At 69.3% G+C, this 19,146-nt stretch carries 10 protein-coding genes; 5 read left to right on the plus strand and 5 right to left on the minus strand.

Going from position 1 to position 19,146, the window contains the following annotated elements:
• Nucleotides 1-145 precede the first annotated feature (145 nt).
• Together G4D87_RS02620 and G4D87_RS02625 are read right to left on the minus strand one after the other, a co-directional pair.
• Nucleotides 146-1,363 (minus strand): glycoside hydrolase family 19 protein, encoded by a 1,218-nt coding sequence (locus G4D87_RS02620; protein WP_163778223.1) that lies wholly within the window; start codon nucleotides 1,361-1,363, stop codon nucleotides 146-148.
• 172 nt (nucleotides 1,364-1,535) lie between these two features.
• Nucleotides 1,536-2,897, minus strand: coding sequence for an MFS transporter (locus G4D87_RS02625; RefSeq protein ID WP_163778226.1), 1,362 nt, complete (start codon nucleotides 2,895-2,897; stop codon nucleotides 1,536-1,538).
• A gap of 357 nt (nucleotides 2,898-3,254) precedes the next feature.
• Between G4D87_RS02625 and G4D87_RS02630 the strand changes: the two genes are divergently transcribed.
• Complete coding sequence (locus tag G4D87_RS02630; RefSeq protein WP_163778231.1) at nucleotides 3,255-9,719, plus strand: MupA/Atu3671 family FMN-dependent luciferase-like monooxygenase; 6,465 nt, start codon at nucleotides 3,255-3,257, stop codon at nucleotides 9,717-9,719.
• A gap of 69 nt (nucleotides 9,720-9,788) precedes the next feature.
• Here the strand turns inward: G4D87_RS02630 and G4D87_RS02635 are convergent, their stop codons facing one another.
• Nucleotides 9,789-10,139, minus strand: coding sequence for a BP74-related protein (locus G4D87_RS02635; protein ID WP_163778235.1), 351 nt, complete (start codon nucleotides 10,137-10,139; stop codon nucleotides 9,789-9,791).
• A gap of 60 nt (nucleotides 10,140-10,199) precedes the next feature.
• Complete coding sequence (locus G4D87_RS02640) at nucleotides 10,200-11,012, minus strand: phytanoyl-CoA dioxygenase family protein (RefSeq protein WP_163778238.1); 813 nt, start codon at nucleotides 11,010-11,012, stop codon at nucleotides 10,200-10,202.
• Between the two features lie 136 nt (nucleotides 11,013-11,148).
• Between G4D87_RS02640 and G4D87_RS02645 the strand changes: the two genes are divergently transcribed.
• Nucleotides 11,149-12,357 (plus strand): extracellular solute-binding protein, encoded by a 1,209-nt coding sequence (locus tag G4D87_RS02645; protein ID WP_205507391.1) that lies wholly within the window; start codon nucleotides 11,149-11,151, stop codon nucleotides 12,355-12,357.
• Between the two features lie 111 nt (nucleotides 12,358-12,468).
• A complete protein-coding gene (locus G4D87_RS02650) occupies nucleotides 12,469-13,299 on the plus strand; it encodes a GNAT family N-acetyltransferase (RefSeq protein ID WP_163778244.1) in 831 nt (276 codons plus the stop codon).
• Nucleotides 13,300-13,429: 130 nt separating this feature from the next.
• On the opposite strand, the gene G4D87_RS02655 is transcribed toward G4D87_RS02650, so the two are convergent.
• The gene (locus G4D87_RS02655) at nucleotides 13,430-14,527 is read right to left on the minus strand and encodes a helix-turn-helix transcriptional regulator (RefSeq protein ID WP_240357962.1); all 1,098 of its coding nucleotides are present in this window, start codon (nucleotides 14,525-14,527) and stop codon (nucleotides 13,430-13,432) included.
• 270 nt (nucleotides 14,528-14,797) lie between these two features.
• Between G4D87_RS02655 and G4D87_RS02660 the strand changes: the two genes are divergently transcribed.
• Nucleotides 14,798-15,925 (plus strand): metallophosphoesterase family protein, encoded by a 1,128-nt coding sequence (locus G4D87_RS02660; RefSeq protein ID WP_163778247.1) that lies wholly within the window; start codon nucleotides 14,798-14,800, stop codon nucleotides 15,923-15,925.
• Nucleotides 15,922-18,669, plus strand: a complete 2,748-nt coding sequence (locus G4D87_RS02665; RefSeq protein WP_163778250.1) for an AAA family ATPase — start codon at nucleotides 15,922-15,924, stop codon at nucleotides 18,667-18,669. The genes G4D87_RS02660 and G4D87_RS02665 overlap by 4 nt, the downstream gene beginning before the upstream one ends.
• Nucleotides 18,670-19,146: the final 477 nt, after the last annotated feature.

The raw sequence follows: 19,146 nt of genomic DNA on the forward strand, positions 1-19,146 counted from the left end.
AGACGGGGCAGGGGGCTGCCCGGTTCCGGACGCGGGTGCTGCCGGGGCGAGGTGCTGGCGCCGGGCGGCCTGGAGCATGGCCGCCCGGCGTTCAGCGTTCAGTCTGAGGTGGAGGTGCGATCAATCCCCACCTCGGTGAAGCGTCTCAGCAGCCCAGGTTGGCGCCAGGGCTCACGCCCAGCATGCCGGTGAAGCGCAGATAGTTGTCGATGCGGCTCTGCACCTGGCCCGGGTTGCCACCGTTGCACTCCAGTGCGCCATTGATCGTGCGGATGGTCTCACCGAAGCCGCGGCCGTCGACCATGGCGCGGTGCGCGGACATGGTGCCGGCGCCGGCCTGCGTGGTCCAGAACCAGAACGCGGAGCGCCACGCGGCGTTGGGGTCCTGGGCCAGCAGGTCCGGGTTGGTGTGGAGCGGCAGCCCCAGCGCGGTGCCGGCGGCGCAGTAGTTGCCGTTCCAGGACAGCTGGATGGGCCCACGTCCGTAGTACCTCTTGCCCGCGACGCAGTTGCAGCCCGGCGGGCCCCATGAGCCGCAGTAGTCACCGCGATTGATCTCCTCGACGTACACGTAGTTCCCCGTCTCATGGGCCGTGTTGGCGAAGAAGGCCGCCACCTCGCGCTTGCGCGTCTCCAGCGAGCCCGTGTTGGCGAAGGCCGGGAAGGTGTTCGCGGCGGCGATGAGGCTGCTGTACGTGTAGAAGGGGTTCCGGTTCGGGAACATGGCGTTGAACGTGGACTCGCTCAGGATGGCCGCCAGGCCCGTGCCGGGGTTGCCTCCGCCTCCGTCGATGCGGTCGAACGTCCAGCGCTGGTTCGTGCGCTGCTCGTAGGGGTACTGCACCAGCTCCGTGCCGTTGGCCGTGTTGCCCCAGTACACGTCAATGGCCATGTCCGTGTGGCGCGCGCGGATGCTGAACTCGCTGCCCACCTCCTTCACGAAGCGGAACTGCTGGTTCGCGCCGCCGCCATAGCTCCACTGGTGGACCAGCGCGTTCGCCGCGGTGCTCACCTCCTTGATGTCGAGCGCCTTGTTGCTGTTCACGTTGATGATGCTGAAGTAGCCCCCGGACGTGGGCGTGACGCGGAAGCGCTGCGCGTTGGTGCCGTTGCAATCCCATTGCTGCACCTTGGCGCCGTCCGCCGTGCTCGACGAGGCGACGTCGATACACTTGTTCGTCATCACCGAACGGATGACGTAGGTGCCTTCGGTGACGGTGTCGACGATGGCGGCGCCTTCCACCTGGCCCACCGGTTCGAGGGCGGCGGGCGCTGGCTCGGCGCCACCACAGCCTCCCAGGGCGCTCAGGCCCCCACAGATTCCCAACAGGGCCAGACTGCGTGACACGAACTTGCCGGACATGCTTGTGCTCCTTGCGGTCGAGGGTTGCTCGGGCGCTCCACGCCTGGGGCGGGCGGAGGCCTTGGCTCCGGGGGACCGGAGCCGCAAGGACTGTACGGCAAGCAGTAAAGCATGAATAACTGGACAAAGACGCCGGGCGCGAAGCGTTGAGCAGCGGACGCGCCGCGGCGGCTCAGGCTTGCGGCTGCGCGGCCGGGCCGGGGGTCGGCAGCAGCGCGTCCGGGAGCTCGTCCTCCACGCCACGCACGCGCGGAGAGGACCCGGTCAGCAGGACACTGCCCGCCAGCATGATGCCCAGGACGACGTAGAGCAGGGCGATGCCGCGGCCCGGTCCGGTGCCTAACACCTGGCCGAAGGTGCTGGCCAGGGCGCCGTCTTGCGCCATCCAGGGGTCGAAGAGCCTGTCCGTCAACGGGCCCGCGAGCAGCGCCGCGATGGGCGGGGCAATCAAGGCGAGCATCCGGCGCGTGGAGAACACACGCCCCTGGATGGCGGGAGGCACCTTGCTCTGCCAGATGGCCTGCGAGCAGCCCATGGCCACCGGGGCGGTGAACATGAACACGAAGGCGGCGCACGCGACGACGAACACGCTGGCGGGGAGCGCCGCCGCCAGCAGGGCCAGGCCCGCGACGAGCTCCGCGCCCAGCACGCCGAAGATGCGCCGCTTCGGGCCTCCCCAGACGCCCATGGTGATTCCGCCCGCCACCATGCCGACGCCGGAGCAGGACACCACCAGGCCCAGCGTCGCCGGGTCCGTGAAGCTCAGCACCAACGGGGTGATGAGCACCGTCACCAGCACGGAGACCAGGTTGACGGCGGAGCTGAAGGCCAGCAGGCCCAGCAGGCCAGGGCGCTCACGGATGAAGCGCCAGCCCAGCGCGATGTCCGTCCACAGTGACTTCCTGGGCTCAATCTGCCCGGGCTCGGGCTGGGGAATGCGCACGCTCAGCAGCGTGGCCAACGCGAAGAGGAAGGTCGCCAGGTCGATGAGCAGCACGCCTTGCAAGCCAATGCTCACCACCAGCACGCCCGCCAGCGCGGGGCCCAGGAGCTGGCCGGCGCTCATGGCCAGCTCCACCATGCCGTTGGCCCGGCCCAGGTTCTGCTTGGAGACCAGCAGGGGCGTGGTCGTGGAGAAGGCCAGGACGCGGAAGGTGCTGAAGGCGGCGCTCAAGGCCAGCGGCGGATAGAAGTGCCAGTTCTGAAGGGCCCACAGCCCGGCGCGATCCGCCGCGACCAGGCACCACATCAACCCAATGGCCGTCATCGCGCCCAGGTCCGCCAGCAACATCACCCGCTGGCGGTTGCGGCGGTCCACCATGGAGCCCGCGACGGGGGCGAGCAGCACCATCGGGAGGAACCCGAAGAACGACGCCAGCGAGTACTCCGTGACGGAGTCGCTGTTCTGGTAGACGAAGACGCCCACCGAGAACTGGGTGAGCCCCGTCCCCAGTGACGAGACGAGCTGACCCAACCAGATGAGACTGAAGACCCGGGCAGGGTGTGTGACGACGTTCCTGCTTGAGAATGCCATGCCGTCAGCGGGCCTTCCGCGGACGTGCGCCGCTCGGTGTCAGATGCATCGCTAGAGTCTTCGTGAGCACGGCCAGGACGTCCCTCCGGATACCGCGTTCTTTTTATCAGGAACCGCCATTACTGTAAGAATCGTTCTTATCGTTTATATGGACAAGCAGGCAACGGCGGTGGCACAAGCTGCGCTGTATCGAGGGGGCGGGCTCAAGCGTGGTGCGAGCGTGCTTCCTCTTCCGGGCGAAGCGGCATGCTGTCTCGGGGAGCCTTGGCCGGAAGCTGTCTACCGGGGGGTTCTCCGTGCGCAGTCGGGTGTCGTGGCCGTGTGTCAGCCCGGGCCGTGTCCAGCGCAGGAGAAGACATGACCGAGCACATCGAGCCGCGAGCTCACCGTTTCCCCACCCTGGTGGACGTGTTGTGTCAACGCGCCGAGTCTCAAGGCGACGCGCTGTTGTATCGCTTCCTGGAGACAGGAGACGTGGACGGCCCGGTGGAGGAGTGGACCTACCGGCGGCTGGATTCGCGGGCGCGGTCGCTGGGGGCCCGGCTGCGTGCCCTGGGCGCGCAGGGGGAGCGGGCGCTGCTGCTCTACCCCCCAGGCCTGGAGTTCGTCGCGGGCTTCATGGGCTGTCTGTATGGCGGCGTCATCGCCGTGCCCTGCTACCCGCCGGACCCCACGCGGTTGGATCGCACGCTGCCCCGTCTTCGCGCCATCGCCCGGGACTGTGGCGCGCGCTACGTGCTCACGACGAGCACCATCCTGGAGATGGCGGAGTTCCTCACGCCGCAGGCGCCAGAGCTGGGGGAGCTGCAGTGGATTGCCAGTGACGCGGTGCCGGAGGCCGAGGCCACGGACTGGAAGCGCCCGGACCTGACGTCCGAGTCGCTGGCCTTCTTGCAATACACGTCGGGGTCCACGGGCAACCCGAAGGGCGTCAAGGTCAGCCACGCCAACATCCTCCACAACGAGTCGTTGATTACACGCGGCTTCGGGTTGCAGGAGGAGCGCTCGGTGGGCGTGGGCTGGTTGCCCATGTTCCATGACATGGGGCTCATCGGAAAGGTGTTGCAGCCGCTCTACCTGGGCTTCCCGTGCGTGCTGATGTCTCCCATCGCGTTCCTTCAGCGGCCCCTGCGCTGGCTGGAGGCCGTCTCCCACTTCAAGGGGACGTGCAGCGGTGGACCCAACTTCGCGTATGACCTGTGCGCGCGAAAGGCCCGCGCCGAAGACGTGGCCCGCCTGGACTTGAGCCACTGGGACCTGGCCTTCAACGGCGCGGAGCCCGTGCGGCGCGAGACGATGGAGCGCTTCGCGGAGACGTTCGCGCCCGCCGGCTTCCGGCGTGAGGCCTTCTATCCCTGCTACGGCCTGGCCGAGGCGACGCTCATCGTCAGCGGCGGCGTGAAGGGGACGCCCTGCGTGCAGGAGCGCTACGACGCCCGCTCGCTGGAGCTGGGACTCGCGAAGCCGTCGTCCGACGCGGCGGAGGGCGCCACGGCGCGCACGCTGGTGTCTTCCGGTCAGGGCGCGCAGGGCCTGCGGCTCCTCGTCGTGGACCCGGAGACGCGGGTGCCCCGGGCCGCGCACGAGGTGGGCGAGGTCTGGGTGGCCGGCCCCAGCGTGGCGGGTGGGTATTGGGATCGCCCGGAGGAGACGGCGCATGCCTTCGGCGCGCGGCTCGCCAGCGGCGAGGGGCCCTTCCTCCGCACCGGTGACCTGGCCTTCCTGTCGCCGGAGGGCGAGCTCTTCATCACCGGACGCCTCAAGGACCTGCTCATCATCCGGGGCCGGAACCTGTATCCCCAGGACCTGGAGATGACCGCGGAGCGCGCGCACCGCGCGGTGCGTCCCGGCTGCAGCGCCGCCTTCTCCGTGGAAGTGGAGGGCGAGGAGCGGCTGGTGGTGGTCTCCGAGGTGGACGTGCGCGAGGGCTTCGACGGCGCGGCGGTGGTGGGCGCCCTGCGCCGCGCGCTCGCGGACGAGCACCAGGTGCGTGCGCAGACGGTGGTGCTGCTCCAGGCCCGGAGCATTCCGAAGACGTCGAGCGGGAAGATTCAGCGCCGCGCCTGCCGTGAGGGCTTCCTGGCGGGCACGCTGGAGGTGGTGGAGGTGTCGGGCGAGGAGGCCGCTCCGGCGCCGGAGACCGCGTCTTCCGCGCCGACCGCGCCCCTGCGCGAGCGCCTGACCCTGGCGGCCGAGGAATCCCGTCCGGCGCTGCTGGTGGACTTCCTCCGCGTGGAGGCCGCGCGGGTGCTGCGCACGGCGCCCGCGTCCCTGGCGCCGGACACGTCGCTGGCCAGCCTGGGGCTCGACTCGCTGATGGCGCTGGAGCTGCACGGCCGGCTGGAAGAGGAGCTCGGTGTGTCGCTGCCCGTGGCCTTCCTCTGGCAGCACCCGACGCTGGGGGCCGCCGCCGCGCACCTGGTGGACGCGTGGAAGGGCTCCGCCGCGCCCGCCACGCCGCCGCTGAAGGCCGGCTCGCTGGAGGGAGAGTTGCCGCTGTCTCCCGGCCAGCAGCGCCTGTGGTTCCTGGATCGGCTGGTGCCGCAGAGCGCGCTGTACAACGTCCACTTCCAGCTCCGGCTCTCCGGCGCGCTGGACGTGCCCGCGCTGGAGCGTGCGCTGCAAGGGCTCCTGTCGCGTCACGCGGTGCTTCGCGCGGCCTTCCCGGAAGTGGAGGGCCAGCCGCGCCAGCTCCTGCCGCCCCTGCGTCCGCTGGACGTGGCCCGCGAGGACCTGCGGGCGCTGGCTCCCTCCGAGCGCGAGGCGCGGCTGAAGCAACTGGCCCGGGCCCAGGGTGAGGCGCCCTTCAATCTGTCGGAGGGGCTGCTGGTGCGCGCGGCGCTGGTGGCGCTGGAGGACCAGGAGCACGTGCTCCTGATGACCCAGCACCACATCGTCACGGATGGCTGGTCCATTGGCGTGCTGGCCCGGGAGCTGGCCGCGCTGTACCGCGCGGAGGTGGCCGGCGCCGCCGCGTCGCTGGGCGCGCCCGCCTTGCAGTACGTGGACTATGCGCGCTGGCAGCGCGGGCTGGACGGGGCGCTGGACGGGCAGCGCGCCTACTGGGCGCGGAAGCTCGCGAACCTGCCGCGCCTGGAGCTGCCCACGGACTTCCCGCGTCCCCGGGAGCCGGGCTTCCGCGGCGCGCTCCACCGCTTCGCGCTGCCGGCCGAGCTGGTGGATTCGCTCAAGGCGGTGGGCCGGAGCGAGGGCTGTACCTTCTTCGTCACGCTCGCGGCGGCCTGGGCGGCGCTGCTGCACCGCTACAGCGGCCAGGACGACTTCGGCCTGGGCACCATCTTCGCGCAGCGGGACCGGGCCGAGCTGCGTGACGTGGTGGGGTTCTTCGCCAGCACGCTGGTGCTCCGCGCGGACGTGTCCGGCGCGCCTCGCTTCCGGGAGCTCCTGGGCCGCATGCGGCACACGTTCCACGAGGCCCTGGCCCACGCGGACCTGCCCTTCGAGGAAGTGGTGGGCGCGTCGCGCGCGGTCCGCGGCGGCGACAACCCGCTGTTCCAGGCGAACCTGGTGCTGGAGAGCCTGCCGGCGGTGGACATGGACGTGCCGGGCATGCAGTGGCGTCCGGTGCTGCCCGTGCCGGACGGCGCCGTGGAGGGCACGGCGAAGTTCGACCTGCAGCTCGCCGTCGTGGAGACGCCGCGGGGGCTGGAGGGCGCGCTGGAGTACCGCTCGGACCTCTTCTCGGCCGAGACGATGGCGCGGCTCGCGGGCCACCTGGAGGCGTTGCTGCGCGGCATCGTCGCTGCTCCGGACGCGCGCGTGGAGGACCTGCCGCTGCTCGACGAGGCGGAGCGCCGCTCGCTGCTGGAGACCTGGAACGACTTCACGGCGCCGCTCTCCCAGGCGCCGTCGCACTGCATCCACGCGCAGTTCCGCGAGCAGGCCGCCCGCACGCCCGACGCGGTGGCGGTGGCCGCGGAGGATGGGACGCTCACCTACGCGGAGCTGGCGGGCCGCGCGTCCGCGCTGGCCTTGCACCTGAGAGGCCTGGGCGTGGGCCCCGAGGTGCGCGTGGGCCTGTGCGCCGAGCGCTCGGCGGAGATGGTGGTGGGGATGCTCGGCATCCTCGAGGCCGGTGGTGCCTACGTGCCCCTGGACCCGGACTATCCCCGGGAGCGGCTCACCTACATGCTGGAGGACTCGGGCGCGCGCGTGCTCGTCACGCAGTCCCACCTGGCGGGGACGCTGCCCGTGGGCGGCCTGCACACCGTGCTGCTGGATGCGGCGGATTCCTCCGCGGCGGCGCCCGCGTCACCGCTGGCCGTGGAGACCACGCCCGGCAACGCGGCGTATGTCATCTACACCTCGGGCTCCACGGGCCGGCCCAAGGGCGTGGTGGTGCCGCACGGGGGCGTGGCCAACTTCTTCGCGGCCATGGACGCGCGCGTGGGGCACTCGCCCGCGGGTGCCTGGCTGGCCGTCACCAGCATCTCCTTCGACATCTCCGTCCTGGAGTTGCTGTGGACGCTCACGCGCGGCTTCAAGGTGGTGGTGCAAGGGGAGGGGGCCTCGCTCAAGGCGCCCGCGCGCGCCGCGGGGGCCCGGAAGCGCCCCATGGACTTCAGCCTGTTCTACTTCGCGGATGACGCGGAGGCGTCGCGCGGGGAGAGCAGCTACCGGCTGCTGCTGGAGGGCGCGAAGTTCGCGGACACCCACGGCTTCGCGGCGGTATGGACGCCGGAGCGCCACTTCCACGCCTTCGGCGGCCTGTACCCCAATCCCTCCGTGGCGGGCGCGGCCGTCGCCACCGTCACGAAGCGCGTGGCCATCCGCGCGGGCAGCGTGGTGCTGCCGCTCCACCATCCGGTGCGCGTGGCGGAGGAGTGGTCCCTGGTGGACAACCTGTCCGGCGGGCGCGTGGGCATCTCCGTCGCCTCTGGCTGGCACGCCAATGACTTCGTCTTCGCGCCGGAGAAGTACGAGAAGCGCCGCGAGCTGATGATGGAGGGCCTCGACACCGTGCGCCGGCTGTGGCGCGGGGAGACGGTGCGCTTCCCGGGCGGCGGCGGCGCCCAGGTGGACGTGAAGCTGCGCCCCCGGCCCGTGCAGGCGGAGCTGCCCGTGTGGCTCACCGCCGCGGGCAACCCGGAGACGTTCATCACCGCGGGCCGGCTGGGGTGCAACGTCCTCACGCACCTGCTGGGGCAGACGTGGGAGGACCTGGAGAAGAAGCTGTCCCTCTACCGTCAGGCCTGGCGAGACGCGGGCCACGCGGGCGAGGGCCACGTCACCCTCATGCTGCACACCTTCATCGGCGAGGACATGGTGACGGTGCGCCAGGTGGTGGAGCAGCCCTTCCGCAACTACCTCAAGAGCTCGGCCGACCTGATGCGGGGCCTGGGGAGCACGCTGGGCATCGACATGGATTCGGCCACGGAGGCGGACCTGGACCGGCTCGCCGGCCACGCCTTCGACCGCTACTTCGAGACGAGCGGCCTGTTCGGCACGCCGCGTTCGGTGCGCGAGCGCATCGGGCAGCTCCAGGCCCTGGGCGTGGACGAGGTGGGCTGCCTCATCGACTTCGGCATCCCCGCCGACACGGTGCTGGCCAGCCTGCCGCTGCTGGACGAGGTGCGGCAGCGCTGCGTGCGGGACAGCCGCCGCGCGGGCACGGCGAAGACGCTTCCCGAGCAGCTCCGCGAGCACGGCGTGACGCACCTGCAGTGCACGCCGTCCCTGGCGCGCGCGCTGCTGACCGAGCCCGAGTCCGTCGAGGCGCTGGGCGGCCTGCGCCGGCTGATGGTGGGCGGCGAGGCCCTGCCGGGCGCGCTGGCCGCGTCCCTGCGCAAGGCGCTGCCGGAGTCCGCCGAGCTGCTCAACATGTACGGCCCCACGGAGACGACCATCTGGTCCTCCACGGCGCGCGTGGCCATGGAGGAGACAGCGGCGGTCGTCTCCATCGGCACGCCGCTGCTGCGCACGAGCCTGTACGTCCTCGACGCCCGGCTTCAGCCAGCGCCGGTGGGCGTGGCGGGTGAGCTGTACATCGGCGGCGCGGGCGTGGTGCGCGGCTACCTGGGCCGGCCCGAGCTGACGGCGGAGCGCTTCATTCCGGATGCCTGGGCCCGTGAGCCCGGGGCCCGGCTGTACCGCACGGGTGACCGCGCGCGGTGGCGGCCCGACGGCACCATGGAGTTCCTCGGGCGCGTGGACCACCAGCTCAAGGTGCGTGGCTTCCGCATCGAGGCGGGGGAAATCGAGGCGGCGCTCACCGCCCAGCCCTCGGTGCGCGAGGCGGTGGTGGTGGCGCGCGAGGACGTGCCCGGCGACGTGCGGCTCGTGGCCTACGTGGTGCCCGCGCAGGGCGCGGCGGTGGACGCGTCCGCGCTGCGCGACGCCCTGGCGCAGCGGCTGCCGGAGCACATGGTCCCCTCGCTCGTCATGGAGCTGCCGGCGCTCCCGCTGACGCCCAATGGCAAGGTGGACCGCAAGGCCCTGCCCGCGCCCAGCGTGGCGCGCTCCGCGAAGGCGGCCTTCGTGGCGCCGCAGGGGCAGCTGGAGGAGCAGATTGCCCAGGTGTGGCGCAGCGTCCTCCGCGTGGAGGCGGTGGGCGTGCACGACAACTTCTTCGACCTGGGCGGCCACTCGCTGCTGATGGTGCAGGTGCACGCACAGCTCAAGTCGGTGCTGGGACAGGACCTGCCCCTGCTGAAGCTGCTGGAGCACCCCACCATCAGCACCCTGGCGCGCTTCGCCCGGCAGGAGCCCGCGGCGGCGCAGTCCCAGGTGGAGGCGGCGCAAGACAGGGCCCGGCGGCAGCTGGAGAGCCTCAAGCGTCAGCGTCAGCGCGGCAGGAAGTAGCGCGGGGCGTAGAAGCGGCGGCGCGACGAGCCCGTGAGAATCACGAGGTTCGTCGTCGCCGCGCCCGGCCTACTGCACTTCGCGCGTCAGCCTGGAGTCCCACGGGCACCAGTGCCCCCCCGGAAGGAACGCACCGCCCGCCTCGTCGAGGTGGTCTTCCACATACGTCATGTTGGCGTCGCAGACTTCGATGGCCATCGAGAAGAAGCGGATGGTGCTGGGGTCCAGGTGGAAGGAGAACTTCGGGTTGTACTCCGCGGCCCGCTTGATGATTCGCCCGTGCACGTGGACTTCGTTCTGCTCCTCGCCTGAGAGAATCCGCCGCGCGTGTGCAATCGTCTTCTCGTCGGCCAGCTCGATGATGAACTCGAGGTTGGGCTGGCTGTGCTGCGTGAAGGCGAAGCGTACCGTGTTTGCCATTGAATTCCTCCTTGGGAACAGGGGCCCATTTAGGAGGTTGTCCTCGCGCGTTTGAATGACCTACCGGGAGGGTAGGTGTGTCTTGAACGCGGCATCGTCGTGCGCCAGGGCCTTCCGGATGGCGAGCTCCACGGGGCAGGCGTCTGCCTCCGCGCGGTCGAGCTGAAACGGAGCCGCGGGGAGGAGCGGCGGCTGCGCCATGAAGCGCGGCCGGGCTCCGCGGTGCGGCTGCGCGGCGTGGACCAGGAAGGGGTGGCAGAGGTACACCGTGCCGGGCTCACCCGTGGCGTGCGCGAGCTGGCGGTGCGCCGAAACGTCCAGCTTCCCGGCGAGCTCCATGAAGCTCATTCCCGTCTCTCCCTCGGGGGCGAGCACGCGGGCGATGTCCTGGTGCGAGCCCACGCGGAGGCGAGTGGGGGCGTCGTCCTCACCCACGTCGGAGAAGAGGAAGAGCATCAGCAAGGCACGGCCACGTGAGGCCACGTTCACCCGCCAGGAGAAGAACGAGCTCGGGTCGTCCCCTGGGAAGCTGGCATCGACATGCCAGCCGTCGTCTCCGGGCGCGTCCGGGCTGGGAAAGCGCACGGGGAACGTGCCCAGGCTGCCTCGGGGGAGCCAGCGTCCGGGCCCCACCAGCTGGTCGAACGCGCCTCGCAGCCGGGGGGTGTTCACCGCGCGCCGGAAGGGCTCCTGCGAATAGTCCCCGAGCCGGATGACGGGCTGCTTCCAGGTGGCCGGATTGTCCGGCGCGCAGCCCGTGTCTCGCCAGAGCAGCGCGCTGCAGGTGGCCGCCAGCTCGCGGGGAAACGCCTGGTCCAGCCGGACGAATCCACTTTCGATGAACTGCTCCACTTCGCCTGGGGAAAGTTCCATTCGGGTTGCCTCCTCGCGGTCCGGGGCCGCGGACGTCCGGCGCTGAATTCCCTGACATTGCGCCCCTGCGGGGCCGGCCGCACGTGGGGACATGCTTGGATGGTTGGTGATTCCCTCACTTCGCCGGAGCCACGCCATGCAATGGAGAGTCTTGCCCCTCGTCCTCGCCCTGTCCCTGGGGGCCTGTTCGGGGCCGTCGGATCCCGAACCCGAGGCCCCGCGGCCGTTGAAGGTCGTCCTCTTCCCCTACATTCCAGACTCGGCGGGGGATGGCTTCGCCAGCCTGAAGCAGCGACTCGAGGCGGACTTCGAGCGAGCGCATTCGGACATCGACGTGGACATCGTGTTCGACGCGAACCTGGACCTCTATGACCTGGATGAAGGAGGCACCCTGAACCAGCTCCTCGGGCAGGGAGCAGGGGCCGCGCAGGTGGTGGAGATCGACACGCTCATCATGGGGGACCTCGTGTCGAAGGGCTGGGTGCAGCCCGTTGCCCTGGAGGCGGGGGCCGCGCATCCGGCGGCGGAAGAAGCCGTCTCCATCGCGGGCCAGAGCTACGGCGTGCCGACCTACCTGTGCAGCTACGTCGTCTACGCGAACAGCCCCCACCTGTCGTCGGCCACGGATGGCGATTCCCTGGTCCAGATTCTCACGGACGTGGCACCGGGGCTGCGCCCGCTGGCGGCCAACTACAGCGGAAGCTGGACGCTGCCCTCGTCCTACCTGGACGCCTGGGCTGACACGAATCCCACGGGCGTGTTGTCCCAGGCGCTGTCACTGCCGCTGGACGCGTCCGCGCTGGATTCGTTCGAGGACGTGGTGAAGAGCTGTGAGCTGGAGGCGGGCGTCAACCCCTGCCTCGACGGCACCTTTGCGGACAATGCAAAGGCGGAAGAGGCGTTCGCCGCCGGGCAGGCCAACGGCTTCATGGGCTACACGGAGCGGCTGTTCTTCGTCCGGAAGGCCAACCCGGGCATGGCGCTGCCGGAGGTCATCTCCGTGCCGCTGGGCACGGGCTCCGAGCCCGCGGTGTTCGTGGACGCGCTGGTGCTCAATGCGCAGTGCACGGGGACGTGTGCCGAGGACGCCCGCGCCTTCACCGACTTCATGAAGGACCCGGCCGTGCGCAGCCTCATCGCCTTCAGCGAGGACGCACCGCAGGGCACGACGCCGCGCTATCTGCTGCAGGCCTCTCGGGCCTTCTATGAACAGGAGCCCGCGCGCGGGGACCCGATGTATCAGAAGTATGCGCGGTTCCTGAGTGGGGCGCGGCCCTATCCCAACCAGGGCTTCCCGCAGAACCGGAAGGCGCTCCAGGCCGCGCTGGTGGACGCGCTGAAGTAGAAATACAGACGCGGTTTGACGGCGCGGAGGCTTTCGCACCTGGGGCCTGGGCGGCGAAGGAAGGGGCAGGCCGGCGTGATGCCGGACCTGCGCCACGCCGAAGGGGGCCCCATGCCGTCCATGACCTGCCGTGTTGTCACGACCCAGCGAGAGCTGGACGACGCGCTCCGCGTCCGTTGGGCTGTCTTCGGAGGTGAGCTGGAGTTGATTCCAGGGAAGGCCCCGCCCACCCGACGGGAGGTGAACGGCTTCGACACGCTGCGGACCACCACGCACCTGGTCGTCTATGTGGAGCAGGAGCCGGTGGCGACCGTGCGGATATTGCTACCGAACGCCGAGGTGGCGTCCGTGACGGGCGGCGTGCTGGGCGTTGAGATGGAGCAGCGGCTGGACTTGTCGGGCCTCGGCGGGCCGGGACGGGTGGTCGCCGAGGCCTCGCGCTTTTGCGTGCGTCGGCCGTGGCGGCACTCCGAGGCCGTGGTGCTGCTTCAAGCGGCCTTCTACGCGGAGAGCCGTCGGCGGGGCGTTACAGACTGGCTTGCCGCGGCGAACCTGGAGACGGATTCAGAGGAAGATGCGCGCCTCATCCAGAAGGCCTTTGCCCACCACGGTTGGCTGAGCCCGCACTGGCGGATGCGGACACCCGGAGCATCGGTGACACCCGTCGTGTCGAACATGCCCTTCTACTCAGCCGAGGAAAAGGCGCGTGCCCGGGAGGGGCGATGGGAGACGTTGCGACTGCCCCGGTCGCCCGTGCTCGTGGCCCGGCGAATGGGCGCACGGTTCATCTCCGAGCCTCTTTATGACGCGGGCTTTCGGCGGTTCACGCTCCCGCTCATCGCTGCATTGGACAACATTCCCACCAGGACATTGGCGCGGTTCGCCGCGCTGATGCCCGAGGGGAGCACGTACCACTCGGGAGGTAGAGACATCTCCCCTTGACCAGACCATTCTTCCGCATCAGCAGAGATGTCGAAGAGTGAGGATGGCCGTGGACGGGCAGGTCGTGATTCCTGATGTGAGGCCGAACGCAGGTCGCCGTGGGCAGGCCCACGGTTTCGTGCGGCTTGCCTCAGACCGGCTTCAGGAGTTGGGCGATCTGGTGCATGAAGTCGGCGCGGGAGTCACACCTCAATCGCCCATAGATGTCCCGCACGTGCACCTTTGCCGTATTGGGCTTCATCCGGAGCGCTTCGGCGATCTGGTCTGTGTTCATGTTGTTGGCCATGGCTTCGGCGACTGCAGCCTGCCGCTCGGTCAGTTGCCGGGCCAACTGGATGGGAAGCGAGATGGACTTGGGGAACTCGTTCAAGAAGAGCCCCCACTGGCGTGGACCTTCGTGCGGCGGCAATTCGATGAACGTGACGTGCAGCGACTGGTCGTTCTGGTGGAATTCCACTGTGTCGCTGCCGTCCCGCTCGAGGAGGTCCATCCGGACCAGGGCCTTCAGCCGGTCCACGAAGGAGCGAGGGAGCCCAGCGCGAGTTCTTGGGGCATGTGCGAACCACGCATCGAGGATTTCGCTGGCTCGCCGCGAGCGATGCACCTCGGAAGCCGCGGCATTCAAGATGATGAACTCGAAGCCCTGGCGTTGCCCCAACGCTTCCAGGAGACGGTATCCAGTCAAGGCGCTGTCAAGGATGCGGGAGTTGCGAATCGCGGCTTTGAAATGGCGCGAGAGGAGCTGCATGGCCCCTTGTTCCTTCCTGGAAAAGGGGCGGCACTTGTCCCGGTACGCCGTAATTCCGCAGAACACACCCGCGTCGATGTTCAGCAGCACCGCCATGACCTGCTCCAAGTTCACGCCAATCTCACGGCTTTGTTGATAGAGGAGGCTGTGCTCCAGCGCTCTTCGGGAGAGCATCTCCTCGTCCCGAAGGACCGTATCAGGCTGGCGCACCACCGACTGGAGGACGAAGTCATTGGCCTTCAGCGATTCATACTGGGCCAGCAGTTCGTTTGGCGCCCCTGCCTCTTCAATCCACTGGTACTCCACTGGCCGCCCTGGCGTGACGATGCACATTGCCCAGTAGTCCGCGGGGATGAGGCGGGCGAGCGGAGCCTGCGCCTGGCTCAGCATGTCCGGCAGGTGCTTCGATTCGTGGAGTGCGAGAGCGACATCGTGGGTGAGCAGGAACTCACGCGAATTGAGGCGAATTGACGCGACCATTTATCACTCCGGCCAGTAGCTGCACCGATGGACAGCATAGAAGTTCAGGTCCTGAATAGGCATCCTGGCACTGTCTGTCAGTACCACCGGGGAGGTAGACGCCACCCCCTTGTGCCCGAGCTGACCTGTCGCTAGTCGAAGGCGCGTACGGCCAGCTCCTGCGCCATCTTCACGAGGGGGCGGGGCGGCCCTCCACGTCGGATCCATGAAGCCAGTACTACTCCCCTGGAGGTATGTGCGGCTCCGCGAAACCTCCGTACCGTCCTTTGAATGGTCAGGATCCTTCATTCAGCGGATTGGCAGATGGGGCTCCGAGCCCGTCATGTGGCTCATGTCGCGGAGGACGTGCGGAAGGCGCGACTGGAGGCCGCGAGCAACGTCATCAGCGCGGCCAACCGGTCAAAGGTGGACGCCGTCGTCCTGGCGGGTGACATCTTCGAGCACAACGTCGTCGAGGATCGTGTCGTCCATGCGGTCATCAAGGTGCTCGCGGGCTCTCGCGCGCCCGTGTACATCCTGCCCGGCAACCACGATGCGCTGACGCCCGATGCCGTCTTCCGCCGGGCCTCCTGGAAGCAGCGCCCGGAGCACATCACCGTGCTGGAGGGGAACGCGGCGGTGCCCATCCCGAACACCGATGCCGTGTTGCTCCCCGCGCCACTCCGCCAGAAGAAGGGCATGAAGGACCCCACCGCCGGATGGGAGGGGGCGTCCAGCCTGGATGTGATTCGAATCGGCGTGGCGCATGGCTCCCTGCGCATCGAAGGCAAGCACGCCGCGGATGACTTTCCCATCGCACTGGACGCGGCGGCCCGCGCTGGCCTCGACTACCTGGCCTTGGGGCACTGGCATGGGCAGTACATCCATGACGGTCGTACGGCCTACTCGGGAGCTCATGAGACGACGAAGTTTGGTGAGGCGGGGTCGGGGCAGGCGCTGCTGGTGGAACTCTCGTCGCGGGGCGCCGAGCCCCGGCTGGAGCCGATTGCAACAGGGGCGCTGACCTGGAGGACGGTGGCGCTGGACCTGAGCCAGGGCCACGCGCCGGAGGTGGCTGGGGCCCGGGAGCTCGTGGCGCAACTGGCACGCCCCGAAAGGGCGCTGCTGCGCATCCTCACCACGGGACTTTCCTCCGAGGACGCCTCATCCGGGTTGGAGGCGTTCCGGGATGAGCTTCAGGGGAGAGGGCTCCTCCATGTCGTCATCGAGCGTGAGGATGTCCCACGCGCCAAGGCAGAGGGGCGCCTCGCGGACATCGCGGGTTCGAGCAGCCTGGTCTCCTCGTTGCTGGAGGGGCTGAGCAGACCGGCCGCGCCTGGGCCAGGTGTCACGCCGGAGCCCGTCAGGCTCGCGGCCAGAGAGTTGCTGTCAGCGCTGGTGATGGAGGTGTGGAAATGATTCTGCGCAGGCTTTGCGTCCAGCACTTCCGCTGCTTCCGGAGCCCCGTGGAGCTGCAAGGGCTGGGAACGGGCATCCATGTCATCCACGCGCCCAATGAGACGGGCAAGTCGAGCCTCATCCTGGCCGTCGCAAGGGCGCTGTTCGACCGCCACTCAACGAAGGACCGGGAGATGCACCTGCTTCGTCCCTGGCAGACGAAGCTCTCTCCGCGGGTGACGCTGGAGTTCGAGACGGGAGGAAAGCGCTACCGGCTGGAGAAGGCGTTCCTGGATGGCGCCAGCAGCGTCCTGGATGAGTGGACGGGGAGCCGGTTCGAGCGGCTCGCTGACTCGCAGGAGGCGGATGCGTTGGTCCGAGGCTTCCTCGTCTCCAGCGTGCCCGGAAACGGCGTGACGAAGGTGGGCAACTGGGGCCTGGCCCGGCTGCTCTGGCTGAATCAGTCGGCAGCGCGGTACGACCTACCCGGCCTCGATACACCGCTCAAGGCCCGCCTCCTGGAGACGGTTGGCGTCGCCGCCCTGAGCAACGAGGAACAGTCCCTCCTGCATGCGATGGAGAGGGCCTACCGCCGGTTCTTCACGCCCAAGGCGGGAAAGCGCGTCGCCGGAAGCGACCTCGAACGTGAGGGGGCTCGCGTGCGGGAGTTGCGCGAGGAGGCGGCTCGGCTGACCCAGCGGCTGGCGGAGATCGAGCAGCTCGCCAGCGAGAGCATGGACCTGGGCCAGAAGCAGTGCTTGCTGGCCGAGGAACGGAGCGCCCATGAGCAGCAGCTCGCCAGCTTGCACGAGCGCATCGCGGAGGAGGAGAAGCTGGAGCAGCAGGCGGCGCTCCGGGAGAAGGACGTCGAGCGTCAGCGAAAGGAGTGGCAGGCGCTGGACCAGAAGCAGCGAGCGCTTCTCGCGCTCCAGCAGAAGATAGCCCAGCAGGAGGGGCTGCGGGCTCGCAACGAGCCGGCCTTGAAGGAGGCCCAGGGGCGTGTCCGGCGCGCCGAGGACGGGGCTCGGGAAGCACGCGAGCGACACAAGGCGCAGCAGGGGGAAGTGGAGCTGGCGGAGCAGCGCGTGGAGCGAGGACGCCTCCTCGAGGATGCGCGCGCCTCCCTGGAGGCGCAGCGGAAGTTGGACGCGCTCGTCAAGCAGGGGACGCGGGTGGAGACCGGGGTGGAGAATGCCCGGCGCAAGGCCGCGGCGCTGAAGGCGCTTCCAGACACAGAGGTGAAGCGCGCCGAGGAGGTGGAGCGCAAGCTGACGCAGGCCCTGGACAGGCTGGCCGCACAGGGCGTGGAGGTCTCCTTTACGGCCGAGAGCCCGCAGCGCATCGAGTGGGAGGCCCAGGGGCACACCACCCCGCACAAGCTCACCAGGGAGGGCCAGAAGGTCTTTAAGGGGGTGCGCGCGGGTTCACTGCGCATCATGGGCGTGGGCGAAGTCCGCGTGCGCACCGCGGCCGAGGAGATTGGCAAGCTCGAAGCGGAGGTCGAGAAGCACAGGAAGGACCTGGCGCGCCGCCTCCATGAGCACGGCGTCGATGATGTGGTGGGCCTGCGCGCGGCGTGGCAGTCCCAGCAGGCCGTGCTTCAGGAGCTGTCGAAGTACGAGGAAGCACGGAGCCAGTTCCTGGAGGACCACAAAGTCGAGAGCGTCGAGGTGCTCAGGGAACAGCAGCGTGAGCAGGCACGGAAGACCGGGACGCTGAGCGCCCAGCTCAACCTTTCGCGGGAGGAGCTTCAGACCCACCCGTTTCCCGAGCTGAAGGCGCTGACGGAGGAGCTCAAGGCCCGCAGGCAGGAGGTGAAGGTTCGGGACAAGGCGCGGGAGGAGGCGGAGGGGGCGCTCCGGACGACAGAGCAGCACCTGAAGGTCGTCACGCAGGGGCGCAACTCCGCGCAGGCCGCGGCCCAGGCGCTGGGCTTGGAGCTGAAGACCCAGCTCAACACCCTGGGCTTGTCGCTCGAAGAGTTGGGCGCGGAGGTCGCGCGGGCGGAGGCGGAGCTGCTCCGCTTGGAGAACATGGTCAAGGGGCTCCGAGCGCAACTCCCCGGCCCGGAGGCGCGCGCCACGTTCGCGCGGAAGAGGCTGCAGGACACGTTGGAGCGGATTGGCGGCGAGGAGAAGAAGAACCAGGAGGAGCGCATCCGGGCGCAGGCCTTGCTGGAGCAGGCCGCGGCGGACGGACTGTACTCACGGCACTGCGAGGCGGAGGAGAAGCTGGCGCTGGCGGAGGCCTCGTACCAGCGACTGGAGACACGGGCCCAGGCAGCGGAGCGCCTCCGCGCCATGTCCCAGGCCTGGCAGGACCAGGTGAACCAGACGTTCGTGGCGCCCATCGAGGAGGAGCTCCACGCTCGCCTAGCGTATATCCGTGGAGGAGGGCGGCCCGAGCGACTGCATTTGGACGCGGAGTTCAGCGAGGCACGGCTGCAGACGGCGGAGGGGCCCTGGCCGCTGGAGGGCTTCTCGTGGGGGATGCGCGAACAGACCCTGTTCGCTCTGCGGCTGGCGCTCGGGGAGCTGCTGGCCAGGAAAGGGCCGCGACCGGAGCCACAGCTCGTCGTCCTCGACGACGCCCTGGTGAACACAGACGCGGCCCGGCATCAGCGCGCGCTGGAGGTCATCGAAAGCGCGGGGGACTCGTTGCAGATCCTCATCCTCACGGCCTTCCCGGAGCGCTACCGGACCCTCCGGGGCGTGAAGGAGTTCGACCTGAAGGCCCTGGCCTCGGTCACCGCGACGGTGCGGTAGGGGGCAAGCCATTGGGCTGAAGAGCGGATGCCTCCTTGCGCATGGCCTGGATGGATTGCCTCGCAAATGGACTCTTCGGGTCGCTGACAAAGACGACGAACCCCGTCCTCATGACCAGCGCCCCTGGGAGTTCCCAGTATGCGCCGAGCTTCGTTCTCACCGCTGGAGGCCCGAGGTGCCGCTCCAGGTGCGCCTCCATCTGCTTGCCCCAGCGCAGAAGTTGCTCGTAGGGACCCATGAGAGGCTGGAACGCGATGCTCTCGAGTCCTTGACCGGTCTGCAGGAAAGCCACCTTGAGCAGCGGAACGCTGGCGAGGGTCAACGGCGGGTTCCGCCACTCCCGGGACTCGGGGTGCACAATCTCCGTTGGACAGGGTTCGGGATGGTAGGGCTCTAGCGCGTGAGGGGAGTGCCGCTCCAGCGACGCCGCGGATGCCCCCCAGGATGGGAGCTCCATTCCCAGAGCGGTCTCAAGCG

This window comes from Myxococcus vastator, from assembly GCF_010894475.1.
Classification (GTDB): Bacteria; Myxococcota; Myxococcia; order Myxococcales; family Myxococcaceae; genus Myxococcus; species Myxococcus vastator.

What these genes read in the sequence shown, in the direction of transcription:
- G4D87_RS02630 (WP_163778231.1), top strand. Translation starts at nt 3,255, where the DNA reads ATGACCGAGCACATCGAGCCGCGAGCTCACCGTTTCCCCACCCTGGTG.
- G4D87_RS02655 (WP_240357962.1), bottom strand. Translation starts at nt 14,527, where the DNA reads ATGGTCGCGTCAATTCGCCTCAATTCGCGTGAGTTCCTGCTCACCCAC.
- G4D87_RS02640 (WP_163778238.1), bottom strand. Translation starts at nt 11,012, where the DNA reads ATGGAACTTTCCCCAGGCGAAGTGGAGCAGTTCATCGAAAGTGGATTC.
- G4D87_RS02665 (WP_163778250.1), top strand. Translation starts at nt 15,922, where the DNA reads ATGATTCTGCGCAGGCTTTGCGTCCAGCACTTCCGCTGCTTCCGGAGC.
- G4D87_RS02650 (WP_163778244.1), top strand. Translation starts at nt 12,469, where the DNA reads ATGCCGTCCATGACCTGCCGTGTTGTCACGACCCAGCGAGAGCTGGAC.
- G4D87_RS02660 (WP_163778247.1), top strand. Translation starts at nt 14,798, where the DNA reads ATGGTCAGGATCCTTCATTCAGCGGATTGGCAGATGGGGCTCCGAGCC.
- G4D87_RS02645 (WP_205507391.1), top strand. Translation starts at nt 11,149, where the DNA reads ATGCAATGGAGAGTCTTGCCCCTCGTCCTCGCCCTGTCCCTGGGGGCC.
- G4D87_RS02635 (WP_163778235.1), bottom strand. Translation starts at nt 10,139, where the DNA reads ATGGCAAACACGGTACGCTTCGCCTTCACGCAGCACAGCCAGCCCAAC.
- G4D87_RS02620 (WP_163778223.1), bottom strand. Translation starts at nt 1,363, where the DNA reads ATGTCCGGCAAGTTCGTGTCACGCAGTCTGGCCCTGTTGGGAATCTGT.
- G4D87_RS02625 (WP_163778226.1), bottom strand. Translation starts at nt 2,897, where the DNA reads ATGGCATTCTCAAGCAGGAACGTCGTCACACACCCTGCCCGGGTCTTC.